The sequence below is a fragment of the Gordonia bronchialis DSM 43247 genome (assembly GCF_000024785.1).
Classification (GTDB): Bacteria; Actinomycetota; Actinomycetes; order Mycobacteriales; family Mycobacteriaceae; genus Gordonia; species Gordonia bronchialis.
The window spans coordinates 3,935,597-3,956,630 of the sequence record NC_013441.1; the positions used below are offsets into that span (position 1 = coordinate 3,935,597).

The following is a 21,034-nucleotide window of genomic DNA, read 5'->3' on the forward strand; positions in this document are numbered from 1 at the left end:
TCCTCGCCCGCGACGCGGGAAACAGCGCCATGCGCACTGCGCGGCGTTGCGGTGTTGCCTGGCCGGAATCGCCTCCACAAGAAATCCGGCCACATCTCTGCTGGTCAACCCGGATCTGGACAACTGATCCACATCCGCACCCATCCGCCCCCATCGCTCACGCGAAGCACTCACAGACGTCCGCCGGGTGAAGCCATCGCCTGAAGGCATTCGACGCAAGGAGGCTCGCGTGACTGCCGATAGCACTCTTGACCAACTCCAGGACACCGACCGGTCGATCCCACTGACCGCCGCCCAGCGGGGCATCTACTACGCGCAACAGATCGACCCCGATGTGCCCATGTCCGTGGTGGCCTACGCGGAGTTCCGTGACGACGTCGATGCAGACACCATGCGTCGTGCCGTTCTCGCGACCAGCACCGAGACCGAGTCGGGACTCTTACGTCTGGTCGCCGACGGCGACGACGAACCCCGTGTGATCGTCGACCACGACCGCGCGATCGAGTTGGGTTTGCGCGACTTCTCCGACGCCGACGACCCGCGATCGGCGGCGGTTGCGTGGATGGATCACCATCGCTCCAAGGCCACCGACTTGTTTGACGATCCGCTGCTCGAGACGTACCTGCTGCGTCTGGGACCGCGACATGTCATCTGGTACTGCTGGGGCCACCATCTGGCGTTCGACGGCTATGCCGCGATGTACATGATGGTGCGCGTCGCCGCGCACTACACCGCGATCAGTGCGGGCACCGACGCCGGCGAAGCGCACACGGCGACGATGAGCGAGATCGCAGATCTCGACCACCGGTACCGTTCGTCGGACCACTTCACCGACGACCACGACTACTGGATGCGCCGCCTCACCGACGACGGAACGCCCGAGAACACCTCACTGTCAACGCGCGCCGAGCCCGCCGCCCCGATCACCACAGTCCGCTCCGCTGACCTCGATGATGCTCTGGTACAGAGCATCCGCGACATCGCAGCCGAACACGGTATCCGCCCGGCGTCGGTCATCACGGCCGCCGTCGCCGCCTATCTCGCCCGCCTCAACGATCGCTGTGAGTCGATGCTGAGCCTGCCGGTGGCGGCACGCGATCGTGACATCCTGCGCACCTCGGCGGGCCTCACCTCCAATGTGGTGCCGATCCGCGTGCGCATCGACGAGTCCACAACGAGCGTCGCGCAACTGATGTGTGACACCAACGCCGAGATCAAACAGGCTGTCCGCCACCAGAAGTACCGCCACGAGGACATCACCGCCGAGATCCTGGACTCCCCCGGCGGCCGACGCGGCTTCTTCGGGCCGATGGTCAACGTGATGTTGTTCTTCGAACACATCGACTTCGGTTCGCTGCGTGGCGAACTCAACGTCCTGTCCACCGGACCGGTCGAGGACGCGTCGATCAACGTCTATGACGGGTTCACCGGCGGTATGCGGCTCGATCTCGAGGCCAACCCCAATGTGTACGCGCCGTGGGAGATCGACACCCATCACGAACGCATCATCGACTTCCTCACCCGCTTCGTCCAGGCCGACCCCCAGCGGCCGGTGGTGGATCTGGAATTGCTGACGGCCGACGAGACCGCTGCGCTACCTGCGAGGAGCGCAGGTACCGTCGTCGCGACCGGCGAGGTCACGCTCGTCGACATGCTCGACGAGGCCGCGTGGGCCTTCGCCGACGAGACCGCCATCATCGACGCCGGAAGCACCGCGAAGCTCACCCATGCCGACCTCGCAGCCCGGGCCGACACCGCGGCCGCAGCACTCGCCGCGCGCGGTATCGGACCGGAAAGCGTTGTGGGAGTTCAGCTGGCGCGCAGCACCGATCAGGTGATCGCCCTGCACGCGGTGATCCGGGCGGGCGCGGCGTTCCTGCCCCTCGATCCGGCCGAACCGGCCGAACGACTGGGTCACATCCTCGGCACCGCCCAACCGTCACTGATCATCGCCGACGAGCCATCGCACGGCACCGTGACACTGGCCGGTCTCCTCGACGAGTCGGCGACCGTCATCCCGCACGCCCCACACCCCGACCACGCGGCCTACGTCCTGTTCACGTCGGGCTCCACCGGCAAGCCCAAGGGTGTGGTGATCACGCACCGCGCCATCGTGAACCGCCTGCGCTGGATGCAGGCGCGCTATCGGCTCACCACCGCCGATCGGGTCCTGCAGAAGACACCGGCCACCTTCGACGTGTCGGTGTGGGAGTTCTTCTGGCCCTTCGTGACCGGCGCCGGACTCGTGGTCCCCACCCCCGACGGCCATCGCGATCCGTGGTATCTGCGTGACGTCATCGACCGGTTCGGCGTCACCACCACACATTTCGTCCCGTCCATGCTCACCGCCTTCGCCGCCGCACTGACATCGGATGCCATCGACGCGCACTCGACAGACTCGGACACAACTGCGGCTCCGCTGTCCTCGCTTCGGCAGATCTTCACCAGCGGTGAGGCTTTGACCCCGGCGACCGTCGGCGCAACCGCGCTGCTGACAAGCGCTCCCGTGCACAACCTGTACGGCCCCACCGAGGCGGCCATCGACGTCACCTATCACGATCACTGCTCGGCGGCCGGGGCCGTCGTGCCGATCGGGCGGCCGGTGTGGAACACCAGTGTGCGCGTCCTCGACCACCGGCTGACACCACAGCCCGACGGTGCCGTCGGAGAACTGTATCTCGGCGGAATTCAGCTCGCCCGCGGCTACCGGTCACGCCCCGATCTGACCGCGGCCCGGTTCGTCGCCGATCCCGCCGGTTCCGGCGAACGTCTCTACCGCACCGGCGATCTCGTGCGCAGGCGTGCCGACGGCGAACTGGAGTACCTGGGGCGCACCGACTCCCAGGTGAAGATCCGCGGCCAGCGGGTGGAACTCGGCGAGATCGAGGCCGCACTCAGCCGGCTGCCCGGCGTGCGCGCGGCCGGCGTCGTACTCCGCGATGACGTCGTCTCCGATTCGAATGCCGTCGTCGGCTATGTCGCCGGCGCATCGCTCGACGAGCGTGATCTGCGGTCCGAGCTCGCCGACCAGCTGCCCGACCACATGGTTCCGACCGTCGTGACCGTGCTCGACGAGCTACCCACCACCAGCAACGGCAAGCTCGATCGACGCGCGCTGCCTGCCCCGCCGCGACCCGACACCGCGACCATGGTGGCGCCGGCCGACGCCCTCGAACGTCTCGTCGCCGACACCGTCACCGCGGTGCTGGGAATCCCGCAGATCTCCATGTCCGCCAACTTCTTCGAATCCGGTGGCAATTCGCTGTCGGCCACCCGCGTCGCGGCGCGTCTGTCGCGTGCCACCGGGCACAAGGTGGGGATTCGTGCCGTCTTCGACAGCGCCGACCTCACCGGGCTGGCGGCCGGCCTGCGGACGATGGGTGTCGACGCCGGTCCCGGGACCCCCGCCACCGGCACCGCGGCACTCCCGGCGAGCACCGGTCCGGTGCGGCTGTCGCCGGCACAGCATCGGCTGTGGCTGTCGGCCCGGCTCGACCCCGGCGCAGCGGCCACCTACAACATCCCGTTCACCGTCCGCCTGGTCGGCGGGCTCGACACCGATGCCCTGCGAAATGCGCTCGCCGATGTCGTACTCCGCCACGAGCCGCTGCACAGCCTCGTCGAGGAACGCGACGGCACACCGTACATCGCGCCGCTCGACCCGCAGGCGGTGCATATCGAACTTCCCGTCGGCGACACCGACGGCAACCAGAGCGATCGCGACTTCGCCTCGCTACCTTTCGATCTCGCCACCGACCTACCCATCCGGGCACGACTGATCCGCACGGGTCCCGACGACCACCGGCTCACCATCGTCATCCACCACATCGCCGCCGACGGCTGGTCCCTGGCCCCGCTCGCGCTCGACCTCGCCACCGCCTACCGCGCCCGACGCGACGGCGTGACCCCCGACTGGTCGCCACTGCCTGTCACGTACTCGCAGGTCAGCGCCGCTCGGCACGCCCACACGACGACCGAGTCAGTTTCCCCCGACGACGCAGAGCTGCAGTACTGGGGCCAAGTCCTCGCCGACGCGCCGGCGGAAACCGAACTGCCCCTGGACCGTCCGCGTACCCGCACCGCCGACGCGGCCGGCGCGACCATGCACACCACGCTGTCGGCCCAGACCCATCAGGCGGTGCGCGCGATCGCCGCCGAATACGACGTCACCGTGTTCATGGTGCTGCACGCCGCCGTTGCGTCGTTGCTGCGCACCATGTCCCAGAGTTCCGACATCGTGGTGGGCACCCCGGTGTCGGGCCGTGGTGATGCCGACGTCGACGGTCTCGTCGGCATGTTCGTCAACACCCTGGCGCTGCGCACCGCCGTCGACAAGGATGCCGGGTTCACCGAGCTGCTGAAGCAGGTCCGCGACACCGACCTCGGCGCCTTCGAACACGCCGACGTCCCGTTCGACCGGATCGTGGAGCGGCTCAATCCGGAACGTTCAGCCACCCTGCACCCGTTCTTCCAGGTGTCGGTGGCCCTCGAGGACAACTCGGCGATCGAGCTCGACTTCGCCGGGCTCACCGCGACCGCCGCCCGGATCGACACCGGCCACACGAAATTCGATCTGCAGTTCACCTTCGCCGAGAGCATCTCCGGCGGCGACACCGACGGCGGTGGTCTCAGCGGCATCGGCCTCGAGATCAACTACGCCACTGCACTGTTCGACCCGGACACGGTGCGCGGACTCGCCTCCCGCCTGGGCCGGACCATCGACGCGGTGACCGCCGACCCGCACCGGGCCGTCGGTGACATCCCGATGCTGGACCTCCACGAACGTCTCGACCTGGTCCCCGCAGTCGGGGCCGGCCGGCGTCCGGTGGAACACCTGTCCCGGCTGCTGTGCTCCGCGGTCGACTCCGAGCCGCACCGGGCCGCGATCTGCGATGGCGATACCGTCCTGACCTACCGTGAACTCGACACGGCCGCCAACCGGCTGGCCCGGTTGCTGATCGACCACGGCGCCGGACCGGAAACCTTTGTCGCCGTGGCACTACCGCGCGGGGTGGACTGGATGGTCACCCTGTGGGCCATCGCGCGCACCGGCGCGGCATGGGTCCCGATCGACCCCGACTACCCGGTTACCCGCATCACCCATATGCTCACCGACTCCGGCGCCCGGCTGCTGATCACCGACGGACCTTCCGACCCCGGTGCCGAGCTGTCCACCATCCGGCTCGACGACGCCGACGTGATCGCCACGCGGGCAGCGAAATCCGGTGGCCGCATCACTGATGCGGAGCTGCATTCGCCCCGTGAGGTCGACCATCCGGCATATCTGATCTACACCTCCGGAACCACCGGCACCCCCAAGGGTGTCGTGGTGGGCCACCGCGGGATCGCCGACTTCGCGGCACAGCAGGTGACCGACTTCGGCATCACCCCCGACAGTCACACCATGCACATGGCGTCGCCGAGTTTCGACGCGTCGATACTCGAGGTCCTGATGGCGGTGGCCGCCGCGGCGACCATGCACATCGTGCCCCCGGGTGTGGTGGGCGGTGTCGAGCTCGCCGAGCTGATGCGGGCGCGTCGCATCACCCATGCCTTCCTCACCCCGTCGGTGCTGACCACCATGACACCCGACGAGGTGCCGGATCTGCAGGCCCTGGTGATCGGCGGCGAACACCCCAATCCGGCTGTGGTACGCCAATGGTCGGCCGGCCCGGCGTTGTTCAACGCCTACGGCCCCACCGAGACCACGGTGGTCGCCACCGTGTCGTCGGCGATCAGTCCCGACTACTCGACCCTGACGATCGGCCGCCCCATCCGCGGGATCGCCGCAATGGTCCTCGACGAGCGGCTGCGACCGGTGATGCCGGGCGCCGTCGGCGAACTCTACATCGCCGGTGACCATCTGGCGCGTGGCTACCACGGCGTGCGGCCGTTGACCTCTAAACACTTCATCGCCAACCCGTACGGCCATCCCGGCGAACGGATGTACCGCACCGGCGATCTCGCCCGGTGGACGGCCGACCACGAACTCGAGTTCCGTGGGCGCGCCGACCATCAGACCAAGATCCGGGGGCACCGCATCGAGCTGGGCGAGATCGACGCCGCCCTCGCCGACGACGACGCCGTACTCGCGGCGGTGACCACCACGCACGGCAGCGGGTCGCAGGCCCACCTGGTCTCCTACGTGACCACCGTCGGCGCCGGTGTGTCGACTCAGGAGATCCGCGGCCGGCTCATCGATCGCCTTCCGCGCCACATGATCCCGTCGGCGATCATCGAACTCGACGAGATCCCGAAGACCCCGATCGGCAAGGTCGATCTGCGTGCGCTTCCCGAACCGGATTCGCTTGCCACCCTCGGTGGCGAGATCGCGTATGTGTCACCGCGTTCCGACACCGAGCGACGTGTCGCCGCGGTCATCGCGGAGCGACTCGGACTCGATGCCGGGACCGTCGGACGTGACCACGACTTCTTCGATCTCGGCGGCAACTCGCTGCTGGCCACCCAGATCGTCGGCGCGCTCGAACACGTCGCCGGCCGACGGATCACAGTGCGTGAGGTGTTCGAGCATTCCACCGTCGCCCAGCTCGCCCGGCTCGCGGACGGAGGCGTCGGGCCCGAGGGCACCGACGATCCCCGACCGCTCGCCGACCTGTATCACGACCCCGACGCAGAGGTGTTGCCCGGACCGGCCCAGCGGCAGCTGTGGTTCCTCAACCAGCTCGACGGCCGGGCCGAGAACAGCGACCCGCACAATGCCGCCTACGCGATCGCCTTCGCTCTCGACCTGCGTGGCGAACTCGACGTCGACGCCCTCACCGGAGCGCTGCGCCACGCCATTGCGCGGCATGAGCCGCTGCGCACCGTCTTCGACGAGGCCGACGGACAGCCGACGATGCGCATCCGGTCGGCCGACGAGGTGGGTCTCGACCTCACCCCTACCGACGCCGACGACACCGGCTGGGCGCAGGAGGCGCACCGGCTGGCGACCCTTCCGTTCGACCTCACCTGCGAGGTACCACTACGTGTGCGGCTACACCGGATCGACGGTGACCCAACACATCACAAGCTGACCATCGTCGTGCATCACATTGCCGCCGACGGATGGTCGATGGCGCCACTGGGGCGAGACATCGCCGGCGCCTACGCAGACCTGAAGGCCGGTCGATCACCGGCCCAGGATGCACTCCCGGTCGGCTACCGCGACTACCTGCGCTGGCAGGCCGAGAACCTCGGTCTCACCGGCGACGGGTCACGGATGGCCGATCTCACCGGGTGGTGGCGTCGAGAGCTCGGGGGCCTCGACGTCACTCCCACCCTGGTGGCGGACGTGAGCGGGCACGAGGACACCAACCGCGCCGCCGGCGTGGTGGAGGTGGACTTCGACGCCGACCTACGTCGCCGGCTGCTCGCCCTCGCCGACGGCAAGGCCACCGAATTCATGACCGTGCATGCGGTATTCGCCGCGCTGCTGCACCGCCTGCACGGCGACGCCGACGTCCACCTCGCCGGCGAGGCCTCCGACATCGTCATCGGCACACCGGTTGCCGGCCGTAACGATCCGCGGCTGTCCGACCTCGTCGGCATGTTCGTCAACTCGGTGGTACTACGCACCCCGGTCGACGGGGGTGCCGGGTTCTCCGCCCTCCTCGACGAGGTCCGCCACCGCGACCTCGAGGCGCTGTCGCAGGCCGACATGCCCTTCGCCGAGATCGTTGCGATGCTCAATCCCCCGCGGACGCAAAGCCATCCGGTCTTCCAGATCGCTCTGGCCTTTGATGCCGCGGTCTCCGACACCGCCTCGGTGGCGCCGGATATCGCGATCGACGGACTCGACGTGCGAACTCAGGAGATCGACACGGGCGCAGCCCGCTTCGACCTGGAACTGCGGATACGCGGAGACGTCGCCCGATTCACCTACGCCACCGACGTCTTCTCGCACACGCGCATCAGCGGGCTCGCCGATACCTTTGTGCGGTTGGCGAACTCGATCGTCGACGATCCCGACACACCCATCGACCAGCTGCCCGTCCTCGCCGCCGACACGAACACCGGGCCGGTCGCCTTTACCCCACCGGCACACCTCGCCGACATCCTGGAAGGCACCGTCCGCGCCCATCCCGACACCATCGCCGTGGACGACGGCACCGCCACCATGACCTACGCGGAACTCGACGCAGTGGCCGACGAGTGGGCGTCGCGGCTGCACGCCCTCGGTATCGGTACCGACGACGCCGTCGCGGTGGCGCTGGACCGTTCGATCGAATCGATCGTCGCGGTGTGGGCCATCACGAAGGCCGGGGCCGCTGCGGTACCCATCGACACCCGCTATCCCGCCGACCGTGTCGAACACATGATCGCCGATTCCGGTGCGCTGCTGGGCATCACGTCGAGCGACCGCTTCGACCGGGTGCCGCGCGGGATCTGGTGGTTGTCCACCGAATCGCTTTCGAGCGTCGGCCACAACGACTCCGGGCACCGCGACCCGGCACTGGCCCGGCACACCGATAGTCTCGCCTATGTGGTCTACACCTCCGGGTCCACCGGAAAACCCAAGGGCGTCAGCGTCTCCCATCGTGGACTGGCTGCCTTCGCGGTTGCTCAACAGAAGCGCTACGAGGTGTCGCCGGGTGATCGCACCCTGCACTTCGCCTCACCCGCCTTCGATGCCACGATGCTGGAGTTCCTGCTGGCCTTCTCGGCCGGCGCGACGATGGTGATCGCACCGTCGACCATCTACGGCGGCGACGAACTCGTCGACTTCATGGCCGAACAGGCGGTCACCCACGCCTTCATCACACCCGCCGCACTTGCCGCCGCGACCCCGCGGGACCTGCCGTACCTGCGGACCCTCGGTGTCGGCGGCGAGGCGTCGAGTCCGGAACTGGTGGCGCGCTGGGCGCCTGGCCGCCGATACGTCAACTGCTACGGCCCCACCGAGACGACGATCGTCGCCACGATGTCGGAGCCACTGCAGCCCGGTGACAACATCACGATCGGCGCACCGATCGCGGGGTGCACCGCACTCGTGCTCGACCGGCACCTGCAGCCCGTCCCGGATCATGTTCCCGGCGATCTGTACCTGTCCGGCCCCGGCGTGGCCCGCGGCTATCTGAATCGACGCGGGCTCAGCGCAACCCGCTTCGTCGCCACACCCACGAGCCACGTCTCGAGCACGCCGGGCGGCGTGATGTACCGGACCGGCGACATCGTGCGCCGGAGGACGGACGGAGCCCTGATCTATCAGGGGCGCACCGACAACCAGGTGAAGGTGCGGGGGTTCCGGATCGAACTCGACGAGGTGTCGGCCGTGTTGTCCGCGGTCCCCGGCGTCGACTTCGCCACCACCATCGTGCGCGGTCGCGGCGCCGACGCCACCCTCGTCGGCTATGTGACGCTCGATGACGTGACCCCCGATGGCGGGCCCCGTCCCGATGCCGAGCATATTCTCACCGCCGCCCGGCGCACGCTGCCCCGGCACATGGTGCCCGCCGCGGTCGTCATCCTGGATTCGATCCCGTTGACCGGCAACGGAAAACTCGATCATCGGGCGCTGCCTGACCCCGCACCGCAACGCGACCACACCGTCGGCCGGGCACCGCGGTCGCGGACCGAAGCCGTCCTGATCGCCCTCCTCGCCGATGTCCTCGGCATCACCGGCGACGCCATCGGCGCCGACGACGACTTCTTCGAGCTCGGCGGCACCTCGTTGCAGGCCACCACAGTGGTGAGCCGGCTCAACCGTCACCACACCGGCGACCGAATCCGGGTGCGCGATCTGTTCGAGCATCCCACCGCGCAAGCCCTCGCCGAGTTGGTCTCGCTGCCCGCCGACATCGACCCGGATGCGACGGCCCGGCCGGTCGTCGTGCGTCGGGAACGTCCCGACGAGGTGCCGCTGGCACCGGTGCAACGACGCCTGTGGTCGATGGCCGCGGCCGCACCGGATTCCACCGAGTACGCGATGCCCTTCGCGCTGCGCCTGCACGGACGGCTCGACCATGACGCGTTACGTGCCGCCCTGAGGGACCTCGTCGCGAGGCACACCTCCCTGCGCACCGTCTATCCGATGCGGGATGGCACTCCGTTCGCTCGCGTCCTCGACGACCCGGCGGCAGTGATCGGTGATCTGTCGGTGCGCGAGACCTATGACCCTCGTGCCGCCATGGCCCGCACGGTGGCCCGTCCCTTCGATCTCGCCGCCGACGCCGGCCTGCGGGCGTCGCTGTGGCGCGACATCTCAGATCGAGGTGTCGCCGACGAGCATCTGCTCCTGCTCGTCGTCCATCACATCGCGGCCGACGGTGCGTCGTTGCCGATTCTCGTCGGCGATCTGATCGAGGCGTACCGTTCACGGCGCGCCGGTCGCTCCGAGGACTGGTCCGCGGCCGACGTCGACTACCGCGACTACGCGCTGGACATGGCCGATGACACTGCGGCACCGGAAGATCTGGAATTCTGGACCGACCTGTTGGCCGATGCGCCCGCGGAGACAACCGTCGCCCCCCGGCACGGGTCGGCCACCGCCACCGGCGCCGGTACCGCCGGATCGGTCAGCATGCGGATCGACGCCGATCTGCGTGCGGGACTGCATCATCTCGCGCGGACACACTCGACGACACCGTTCTCGGTGCTGCACACCGCCCTCGCGGTGCTGCTGCACCGGATCGGCTCCGGCCGCGACGTGGTGATCGGGACACCGGTGGCCAATCGCGCGGCCCCCACGGGCTCGCCACGCGAGTACGACGGCGTGATCGGCATGTTCGTCAACACGCTCGCGCTGCGGACCGCGGTGGCTCCGACACAGGCGGTCGCAGACCTGCTGGCCGCGACCCGGGATGCCGATCTCGCCGCCCTCGACCATCGTGCGACACCGTTCGACGACGTGGTCACCGCTCTCAATCCCGAGCGCGAGTCCGGTCGGCATCCGTTGTTCCAGATCGCGCTCTCCGTCCACGACCATGCCTCCGGCATCGACGGCAACTCCATCCCCATGGACGACGACCTTTGGCTCTCGGCGGCGGAGATCGATTCCACGACAGCCAAGTTCGACCTTCAGTTCACCGTCACCGGTATCCATGACGAAGCCGCGAAGCCGGCCGTGAGTCTGACCTACGACACCGATCGCTACCGCCACGAGGACGCCGAACTGCTGATCACCCGCCTGTTGCGGGTGGTGCGGGCGATGCTGCGCGATCCGGGCAGTGCGGTCGGCGACGTCCGCATCACCGACCCGCTCGAGGTCGCCGCGCTCGCGCCGGCCACCGGACCCGAACCCGGCAGCCCGATGACCCTCGGCGCGTTGCTCGACGCGGCGGTGCGCCGCAACCCCGACGGCGTGGCCGCGATCACCGACACCGGGTCGATCACCTACGCCGAACTCGACGCACGATCCAATCGGCTGGCCCGGGTACTACTCGGCCGCGGGGTCGCCGAACGCGATGCCGGGGCGCCCGAGCCGGTGGTCGCCATGGCGATCGGACGTTCCATCGAAGCGCTGGTGGCGATCTGGGCGATCGTGAAGTCGGGGGCGGCCTATGTGCCCGTCGACCCCACCTATCCGGCCGACCGCATCGCACACATGCTCTCCGACAGCAGCGCCCGCCTGGTGGTGACCACCACCGCCGACGCGGAACGCCTGCCCACCGGGTTGCCGATGCTGGTGATCGACGACCGGGCGGTGCGCACCCGCATCGGCCACTCCTCACCCGCGCTGATCACCGACGCCGAACGGCCGGCCACCGTGCATACCGACCAGCTCGCCTACGTGATCTACACCTCCGGCTCCACCGGCACCCCCAAGGGTGTGCTCGTGCCGCATGCCGGTCTGCGTGCCGTACACGACGAGCTGCGCGAGCGGCTCACACCGGGAACCACCTCGCGCGTATTGCATTTCGCGTCACCGAGCTTCGATGCCTCGGTGCTGGAGTTCCTGCTGGCGGCATGCGGTTCGGCCACGCTGGTGATCGCGCCGACCGATGTCTACGGCGGCACGGCGCTGTCCGACTTCATCGACCGCCACGGCGTGACGCATGCGTTCATCACCCCGGCGGCCGTCGCAAGTATGGATCCGGCGCGGGTGCCATCGCTACGGGCGCTGGCCGTCGGCGGCGAGGACTACGGTCCCGAGCTGGTGCGACGCTGGGCGCCGGGACGCACGCTGGTCAACGTCTACGGCCCCACCGAGACCACCATCATCACGACCGGAAGCCAACCACTCACGGCGCGAACCGAACTCACCATCGGTACCCCCAACAACGGAGTGGGTGCCATCGTCCTCGACGAGCGCCTGCATCCGGTACCGGCGGGGGTCGTCGGCGAGCTCTACCTCATCGGCGCCCAGGTGACCCGCGGCTATCACCGCCGGCCGGGCCTGACGTCGGTGCGGTTCCTACCCGCCCCGATGGTCACCGGGCCGCACCACGCCGGCAGCCGGATGTATCGCACCGGCGACCTGGTGCGGTGGACCGACGACGGCCGTATCGTCTACGTCGGACGCAGCGACACCCAGGTGCAGATGCGGGGCTTCCGAATCGAATTGGGTGAGATCGACGACGCCCTCGCCGCCCATCCGTCGGTGGACTTCGCGGTCACCGTCGTCGACGACTCCGGTTCCGCCGCCACGTTGCGTAGCTATGTCACTGCCGCACAAACGGATTCGTCAACACCGGAACCGGCTGCGTTGCGCCGTCACTTGTCCCGGTCGCTGCCGCGGCACATGGTGCCGTCATCGGTCACCGTGCTCGACGAGATCCCGCTGACGCCGGTCGGGAAACTGGATCGTGCCGCACTCCCGGCACCGTCCGCCGATCCCGGGGGTCGCCCACCGGCCCCGGGTACCGAGACGGCGGTTGCCCAGGTGTTCGCCGAGGTGCTCGGTGTGGATGCCGGCACCATCGGCGCCGACGACGGGTTCTTCGACCTCGGCGGCAACTCGCTGATGGCCACCTCGGCGACGACGCGACTGAACGAGACCCTGGGCTGTGACATCCGAGCCCAGATCCTGTTCACCGCACCGAGTCCCGCCGAGCTGGCCGCGTTGCTGGCCGAAGACGCCACCGAGCAGTCCGATGCGCTCGGTCCGGTACTGACGCTGCGACGTCATACGCCCGGCGGCCGCGCCCCGCTGTTCGTTGTTCACCCGGCGATCGGGTTGTCTTGGAGCTTCACCTCGCTGCTGCCGCATCTGCCGGCCGACCGGGGCGTGTACGGATTGCAGAACCCGATGCTGTCGGGAGGCGACGCCCCCACCTCCATCGCTGAGCTGGCCGCCTTCTACCTCGACCGCATCCGCGAGATCTCCCCGGACGGGCCTTATCACCTGCTCGGCTGGTCCCTCGGCGGCCTCATCGCGCAGGAGATGGCAGTCCAGCTGGCCGAGGCCGGCGAGCAGGTCGGTGACCTCATCCTGCTCGACTCCTTCGTCATCGCCGATCGTCCCGGCTTCGACGCCGAACCGTCGATGGTCGAGCTGATGAGCGAATTCGGGCTGGCACCGGCCGAATCGGACGCCGAACCGACTCTGCACGAGGTGTGGCAGGCCATCGCCGAGGACGGTGGCATTCTGGGCGGGGTCACCGAGGAGGCCTTCGGTGCGGTGCACCGCACCTTCCGGGCAGCCACCGCCCTGGCCGCCGACTGGCGTCCGCGCACCTACGACGGCGACGCGACCTTTGTGTCCGCCACCGTCGATCCCCCGGCCGGAGCACCGGCCGCCGACGACTGGCGCACCGCCGTCGCCGGTCGGCTCACCCGGGTCGAGGTCGATTGCACCCATGCGCGGATGCTGTTGCCGGAGAACGTGACCGGCTTCATCCACAGCATCCGCTGACCACCCCTCACCCGCTCACCCATCCCCCTCACCACCGAACAGGAGGAACCATGACCAACCCATTCGACAACACCGACGGTGTCTTCCGGGTACTCGTCAACGACGAGAACCAGCATTCGCTGTGGCCCGACTTCGCACCGGTCCCCGACGGCTGGCGCAGCGTCCACGGACCCGCCGGGCACGACGACTGCCTGGCCTACGTGGAGGAGAACTGGCGAGATATGAGGCCGGCCAGCCTGATCCGCGCCATGGAACAGGCCGGCGGCCGATCCGCCCCGACCGGAGGAGGCGTCGATGGGACGACACCGAATGACTGACCCGGACCAGACCGACACCGCACCAACCGAACTCGCTGCAGAGGAATCCTCCCCAGAAGAATTCTCACCAGAATCCACGCAGCAATCCGCGCGACCGGCACTCGAGATCCGCGGGTTGCGTAAGACCTTCGGCACCGGACTCCTGCGCCGCGGACCCCGCGTGCACGCGCTCGCCGGCCTCGACCTGACGGTCCCGGCCGGCACCGTCCACGCACTGCTGGGGCCCAACGGCGCGGGCAAGACCACCACCGTCCGTGCGGTGGCCACCCTGCTGACCCCGGACGAGGGCACCGTGCTGGTGGACGGCCGCGACGCCCGCGCCGACCCCGACGGGGTACGCGAGATCATCGGCGTGTCAGGACAATACGCGGCCGTCGACGGAACCCTGACCGGCTTCGAGAACCTGCGCCTGGTGGCTCAGCTCTACGGCATGTCCAGATCCGAGGCCGCCTCGCGCGCCCGCGAACTCATCGCCGAGCTGGGACTGTCGGAGGCCGCCGACCGGCCGATGCGGACCTACTCCGGCGGTATGCGCCGGCGCCTCGATCTGGCCGGTGCGCTCATCAACCGGCCGCGGCTGCTGATACTCGACGAACCCACCACCGGACTCGATCCGCGTGGCCGCCGGCAGATCTGGGATGTGATCGCCGACCAGGTGGCGGCGGGCACCACCGTGCTACTCACCACCCAGTACCTCGAGGAGGCGGACTCGCTGGCCGATCAGATCACCGTCATCGACCACGGTACGATCTGCGCCCAGGGCACCGCGGAGGAACTCAAGGCCGCGACCGGCGGATCGATCATGACCATCGAGATCGACGACACCGCAACTGATGTCGAGGACGAACTGATCGCGACAACCCTGGCCGAGATCGGTACCGGGATGCCCGAGGCCCTCGATGCCCGCCGCTGGTCGCTTCCGGTACCCGACGGGACACGCAGCGCGGTCGCCGCGGTCAAGACGCTCGAGCAGATCCAGGTCGACGTCGTCGACGTCACCGTCACCACTCCGAGCCTCGACGACGTCTTCCTCGCGCTGACCGGCCGAACCCATCCGGACGCCGGTGCGGATTCGAATCCCGCCGAGACAGACCCCGCCGACGCATCCGAGAAGGAGCACGCCCATGCTGGCTGACACCGCAGTCCTTGTCGAACGAAATCTGCTGACCGTCAGGCGGATTCCCACACTACTCATCGGTGCGACCATTCAGCCGCTGATGTTCGTGTTCCTGTTCGCCTACGTCTTCGGCGCGACCTTCGGCGGCGGCGAGTACCGGGAGTTCCTGATGGCCGGTATCTTCACCCAGACCGTCGTGTTCAACGCGGCCTTCACCACCGTCGGGCTCGCCAACGACACCGCCGACGGCATCATCGACCGGTTGCGTTCGTTGCCGATGTCACGGCTCGGGGTGATCGCTGCCCGCGTCACCTCCGACATGGTCCTCGGCGTCGTCGGGCTCGCCGTGATGGTGTTGTGCGGACTCGCCATCGGCTGGCGGGTACAGGGCAGCGCCGCCGACGCGGCCGCCGCGTTCGGGGTGATCATCCTGTTCGCTCTCGCCATGGCGTGGGTGGGCGCGGTCACCGGACTCATCGCACCCAATGTCGAGGCGGCCCAGAGTATCGGCTTCCTGTGGATGTTCCCGGTCACGTTCCTGTCGAGCGCGTTCATCTCCGCGCAGAGCCTGCCGGGGCCGTTGCGCGCCATCGCCGAATGGAATCCGGTGACCGCGGTCGCCACCGCGAGCAGGGACCTGTTCGGCAACACCGCACCACCGGATTTCCCGCCCGCCACCGGCTGGGTCGCCGATCACGCGGCCGGGTACGCCGTCGCGTCGAGTCTGGTGATCCTGGCGATCTGCGTGCCCGTCTCGCTGTTCCTGTACCGCCGTGCGGCCCATCGCTAGCGGGGCGGATCAGCGATGACCACCGAACCACCGATATGGCCGCGGGCGGTTGGCTACCGTGGAGGAGTGACATCGCGCCGTGGCTCTGCCCACATGGGAGGCCCCGCCCGCATGGGAGGCTCCGCCCATTCGGGTACAGCCGACTCCGGGCGCGCCGCCGACGAACTCGTCGCGCTGCTCACCGGCGCCGCCGGCGGTGACCGTGGCGCGTTCGCACGGCTCTACGACCTGACCAGCTCACGGATCTACGGCCTGGCGTTCCGGATCGTGCGCGACCGGCACTACGCCGAGGAGATCGTGCAGGAGGCCTACCTGCAGTACTGGCAGAAGGCACCCGAATACCATCCCGCACGCGGATCGGTCATCAGCTGGATGATGACCATCGCACATCGCCGGGCCGTCGACCGCGTGCGATCCGAAGAATTGCAGCAGCGCAAGGTCGCCGATTACGGTGCCGCCAATGTCTCTCCGCCGCAAGCGGTTCCGTTGGAGATCGTGGTCGCCGACGACGAGGCGGCAACGTTGCGCAGCTGCATGAACGAGCTGACGGATCTGCAACGCGACTCGATCGAGATGTCCTACTTCAACGGACTGAGCTATCCCGAGGTCGCCGCGGAGACCTCGACTCCCCTCCCGACCATCAAATCCCGCATCCGGGATGGCCTGCGCCGGTTGAAGAACTGCCTGCGGAGTGAGATCGATGGCTGACGACGACCGGCCGGGCGAGAGCCCGGTAGACGCACCCGGGGGCGACTGGCTCGACGACCACGTCGAGTTGTACGCAGTCGACGTCCTCACCGCCGACGAGGCAGCCCGTGTGGAGACCGAGCTCGAGGCCCTGCCCGCGGTGGCCCGCACCATCTACGATGCGCGGATCGCCGACACGCGGCAGGCCATCGCCCGGATGGCGGCCGGCTACGCACTCGATGCCCCCGAGGAGTTGCGGGCCCACGTCCTCGAGCGCGTCTTCAGCGAAGACACCGCAGATCCCGCCGAGAGCACCCCAACCCGCGCCGAGAGCACCACAGATCCCGCCGACGGCACCACTTCGCTCGCCCGACGACGGGAGGAGCGGGATGCCCGACGGCGCCGGCTGCTCACCGCGGGCGCGGCAGCGGCCGTCGTCGCGGCGGTCGCGTTGGGTGCCGGTGTCCTCATCGGCCGCACCACCGCTCCCGAGCCCACCCCGCCGACCGCGGTGTCCCAACCCGATCAGCAGGTCGTCGATGTCCTCGCCGCCCCCGACGCCAAGGTATCCTTCGCGCAGCTCAGCGACGACCGTGGGTCGATATCGGTGGTGACCTCGCGGTCGGCGAACCAGGCCGTCGCGGTGGTCCGGGATCCGCGCAATCCGCTCGCGCAGGGTCAGACCTTCCAGTTGTGGCTGGTGGGCAAGGCGGCCAGCCCGGTGTCCGCCGGTCTCGTCGGGACCCAGGGTCTGCGCTCGCCCGTCCTCGTCGACCAGCTCGATGCCTCGCAGGTCCTCGCGATCACCATCGAACCCGACGGTGGGTCCCCGCAACCGACAACTCCGATCCTCGCCCAGATCGCCCTGTGACCCCAGATTGACTGTGACCCGTTCCCCTACACTGTGTGACGTTGCCCGGCCCCGCCCTGTGCGGGGCCTGATGTTCGCAAGGATCTCGAGGTGAAGATGACCCGTCGATGGTGGATCACGTTGCTGACTGTCGGCACGGCCCTCGCCACCCTCACAGCCGGCCTGCTCACCCCGGGCCCCGTCCAGGCGGCACCGGCCTCGCGGATCACCGCGACCTACCACGACGACGCCCAGCAGGTCACCCTGATGGTCTACTCGGCGGCGATGCGCAAGACCATCCCGGTCACCGTGCTCACCCCGCGTGACCGCACGCGGCCCAGCCCCGTGCTCTACCTGCTGAACGGCGCGGGCGGTGGCGAGGATTCGGCGACCTGGGATGCCCGTACCAACTACAAGCGCTACTTCGCAGACAAGAACGTCTTCGTGGTGACGCCCATCGGCGGCGCGTTCTCCTATTACACCGACTGGCAGCGCGACGATCCGGTGCTCGGCCGCAACAAGTGGACGACGTTCCTCACCGACGAGCTGCCGCCGCTCATCAACAGCGCATTCGACACCACGCGGGTCAACGCGATCGCCGGCATCTCGATGGCCGGCACCTCGGTGCTCAATCTCGCGATCTCCGCTCCCCGCCTGTACCGGTCGGTGGCCGCGTTCAGCGGATGCGCCCGCACGAGTGACCCGGTGGGCCAGGAGTACATCCGCTTGGTCGTGCAGCACCGTGGCGGCGGCAACATGGTCAACATGTGGGGTCCGCTCAACGGTCCCGGCTGGCGGGCCAACGATCCCTACCTCAACGCCGAGAAGCTACGTGGCGTCAAGGTCTACATGACCACCGGCAGCGGGCTCCCCGGCGCCCATGAGCGCCTCGACGACAAGAACATCGAGGGCGATCCGCTCACCCTGGCCAACCAGGCGGTCCTCGGTGGCGGTATCGAGGTCGCCATCGACATCTGCACCCGGCAGATGGTGGATCGGATGCATCAGCTCAAGATCCCGGTCCACGTGAACTTCCGGCCCAACGGCACCCACTCGTGGGGCTACTGGGAGGACGACCTGCACCAGACCTGGCCGAAACTCGCCCGTGACCTGCGGTGAGGGTCACCAGCGGTCGAGGCTGGTGTAACCGTCCTGCAGGGCCCGCGCGAAGAGGTGGGTCTTGGTGGGTGCCGGACGTCCGACGGCGTTGTACTTGGCGCGAATCCGCGCGAGGTGGGTGCTGACCGTCGACGCCGAGATGAACAGCACGCCGGCCGCCTCCTCCTTGGACTCGGCCGCGAGCCAGGCGAGCAGCACCTCGACCTCGCGGTCGGAGAGATTTGGGCGCGGCAGCGGCGTGGGCATCGAATCGCCGTGCCGGTAGTCGGCGAGTCGGGTGACGCCCGCGGGGTGCCCCAGCTGGACGCGGACCGGCGCCGTCGACGCGCCACCCGGCCGGGCAGCCCGGATGGAATCCGCCGCGCCGTAAGGAAGTTCGGTACTGGCCGTCACTGGTCGATCCCCTTCTCGAAACGCGGGGCAACTGCGGGGTGGGAGCCGCAGACGTCTCGCATCACTACTGATGTGTACTTCACGCTAGGTGCCTGTCTCGTTACCTGGTAGACCCAGAAATGGGGACTCCCGATCACATTCGTCTCACAGCTCACGGTGGTCATCGTTGGCCTCCGTTGAGTGACGAGGTCCGGCCGCGCCGACGATGCGGAACGGGTAGCCAGCCGTCCTCCACCGCTCGTTTGAAGAGGTCGATCTTGGTCCTTGTGGGCCGACCGGCGTCGGCGTATTTCTGCCGGATGCGTTTCAGATACTCGTTGACCGTCTCCGCGGAGACACCGAGGGCGGCTCCGACGCGCGCCGAGGTCTCCCCGGATGCGTAGAGCGCCAGCACCTTCTGCAGTTGCGGCGAGAGATCGACCGCCGCGAGTTCGGGGTCGCCGTCGATCGCGGCGGCCCACTCGGTGGTGAGGACCTCCTGTCCGCGCGACGCCGCCCGGATGGTGTCGACGATCATCGACTCATCCGCCGACTTGAGCACGATGCCGAGCACCCCGGCCCGGGCGGCCGACCGCAACAGCGAGGGATCCTCGCCAGAGGTGTAGACAACGGTCGCGATGCCATGCTCGGTCAGGGTGGTCACGTTCTCCCGCGGCGTGGTGCCGTCGTCGAGGCGCAGATCGAGCAGCACCACGTCGAGTGGCTTCTCGGTGAGCACGCCGGCCACCGTCGGCGCCGCACACACGAAGTCCATGTCGGGTATCGGATCGAGCACGCGCTCGATTCCCCAGATCGGGGACCGGTGGTCGTCGACCATGCCGACGCGCAACGGTGTCAGCCCCAGTTCGTCATCCACCCGTCCTCCTTTCCACCCATGTCGTTGTCGCGTTGTCTGTCCGGTTCAGCGGATAGTCCTCGTCGCCCACACTGGTTCAATACGCCAAACCTGCGGGTACGTTAGCCCAGCCGACCGACATCGGCCGGTTGACCGACCTCCACACCGTACTGTCCCGCATTGTCGCAGGTGACGACGGTATTCACGTTGTCCTCGCTTCTGTGGACAACAGGACCATCGAATTCACGGTTCTACATGTCGATCCACCCCCATGGGGTATCGATCGCCAGATGCGCCCACCGCACTCCAAGGTGTGCGAAACTAGAACACGTTCTCGTTTTGATCCTCGTGAAGGGAAAGTGCGTGACCGCTCCGTCGACCCATGACGTCCTGGGCACAACCGTGACCATGCCCGTCGAGATCCGCGATGCCCGCTGCTTCGTCGCCGGCTTCAGCGCCGACGCGGCGGCCGTGCAGCGAGCCATCGACTCGGCCGCCCCGCGCGTGGGCACGCTGCGCCCGCTGCGTATCCGGCCGGGCCGCGCGATGTGCATGATCGTGTTCATCGACTACGTCGACGGCGATCTCGGCCCCTACAACGAATTCGGCGTGTGCTTCCTCGTCGAAGACCCCCAGGCTCCCCCGACGTCGCCGGTGGCGGCGATGCGCAAACTGATCCGCGGCGATGCCCGCGCCCTGATCCACCGGTTGCCCGTCGACGGCGAGTTCACCCTCGCCGCCGGCCGCGGCATCTGGGGTTTCCCCAAGACCCTCGCCGAGTTCGACGTGGATCACGATTCCGCGACCAAACACGGCAAGGTCCGCGTGGACGGGCGGACCGCCGTCGGCCTGCGCGTCCGGCCGGGAATCCCGGTTCCGGGATCGGCCGCCGACACCGTCCTCAACGCCTATTCGCAGCTCGACGGCGTCCTGCGGTTGACACCCTGGCGACTCACCTCCACCCAGGACACCCGCACCCGGGTCGGCGGCGCGCGATTGACCCTGGGGCAGGGACCCATCGCCGACGAACTGCGCTCACTGCGCCTGAGTCGGCACGCGCTGATGAGTTCGTCGGTCGGCCGGCTCACCATGACGTTCGAGAACCCGACCGTCGTCCAGCGCCGCTGAGACACG

The 21,034-nt window shown here is 68.5% G+C and carries 10 protein-coding genes; 8 read left to right on the forward strand and 2 right to left on the reverse strand.

Annotated features, from left to right (window positions below):
* The first annotated feature begins 229 nt into the window (after window positions 1-229).
* The 7 genes from GBRO_RS18470 (at window position 230) to GBRO_RS18500 (ending at window position 18,672) form a co-directional block, all read left to right on the forward strand.
* Complete coding sequence (locus tag GBRO_RS18470) at window positions 230-13,792, forward strand: non-ribosomal peptide synthetase (RefSeq protein WP_012835406.1); 13,563 nt, start codon at window positions 230-232, stop codon at window positions 13,790-13,792.
* 50 nt (window positions 13,793-13,842) lie between these two features.
* Window positions 13,843-14,109, forward strand: coding sequence for an MbtH family protein (locus tag GBRO_RS18475; protein WP_012835407.1), 267 nt, complete (start codon window positions 13,843-13,845; stop codon window positions 14,107-14,109).
* On the forward strand, window positions 14,102-15,244 hold the full coding sequence (locus tag GBRO_RS18480) for an ABC transporter ATP-binding protein (protein WP_012835408.1): 1,143 nt from the start codon (window positions 14,102-14,104) through the stop codon (window positions 15,242-15,244). The genes GBRO_RS18475 and GBRO_RS18480 overlap by 8 nt, the downstream gene beginning before the upstream one ends.
* Window positions 15,234-16,016, forward strand: a complete 783-nt coding sequence (locus tag GBRO_RS18485; protein ID WP_012835409.1) for an ABC transporter permease — start codon at window positions 15,234-15,236, stop codon at window positions 16,014-16,016. The genes GBRO_RS18480 and GBRO_RS18485 overlap by 11 nt, the downstream gene beginning before the upstream one ends.
* Window positions 16,017-16,127: 111 nt before the next feature.
* Complete coding sequence (gene sigK, locus GBRO_RS18490; protein ID WP_012835410.1) at window positions 16,128-16,724, forward strand: ECF RNA polymerase sigma factor SigK; 597 nt, start codon at window positions 16,128-16,130, stop codon at window positions 16,722-16,724.
* A complete protein-coding gene (locus tag GBRO_RS18495; protein ID WP_012835411.1) occupies window positions 16,717-17,574 on the forward strand; it encodes an anti-sigma factor in 858 nt (285 codons plus the stop codon). The genes sigK and GBRO_RS18495 overlap by 8 nt, the downstream gene beginning before the upstream one ends.
* Window positions 17,575-17,670: 96 nt before the next feature.
* Window positions 17,671-18,672, forward strand: coding sequence for an alpha/beta hydrolase (locus GBRO_RS18500; RefSeq protein ID WP_012835412.1), 1,002 nt, complete (start codon window positions 17,671-17,673; stop codon window positions 18,670-18,672).
* Window positions 18,673-18,675: 3 nt separating this feature from the next.
* On the opposite strand, the gene GBRO_RS27115 is transcribed toward GBRO_RS18500, so the two are convergent.
* Window positions 18,676-19,065 carry a response regulator transcription factor gene (locus GBRO_RS27115; protein WP_012835413.1) on the reverse strand — a complete coding sequence of 130 codons (390 nt, stop codon included), beginning with the start codon at window positions 19,063-19,065 and terminating at the stop codon, window positions 18,676-18,678.
* A 160-nt stretch (window positions 19,066-19,225) separates the two neighbouring features.
* Window positions 19,226-19,882, reverse strand: a complete 657-nt coding sequence (locus GBRO_RS18510) for a helix-turn-helix transcriptional regulator (RefSeq protein WP_052298434.1) — start codon at window positions 19,880-19,882, stop codon at window positions 19,226-19,228.
* Window positions 19,883-20,263: 381 nt separating this feature from the next.
* On the opposite strand from GBRO_RS18510, the gene GBRO_RS18515 reads away from it, so the two are divergent.
* The gene (locus tag GBRO_RS18515; RefSeq protein WP_012835416.1) at window positions 20,264-21,028 is read left to right on the forward strand and encodes an acetoacetate decarboxylase family protein; all 765 of its coding nucleotides are present in this window, start codon (window positions 20,264-20,266) and stop codon (window positions 21,026-21,028) included.
* Window positions 21,029-21,034 lie beyond the last annotated feature (6 nt).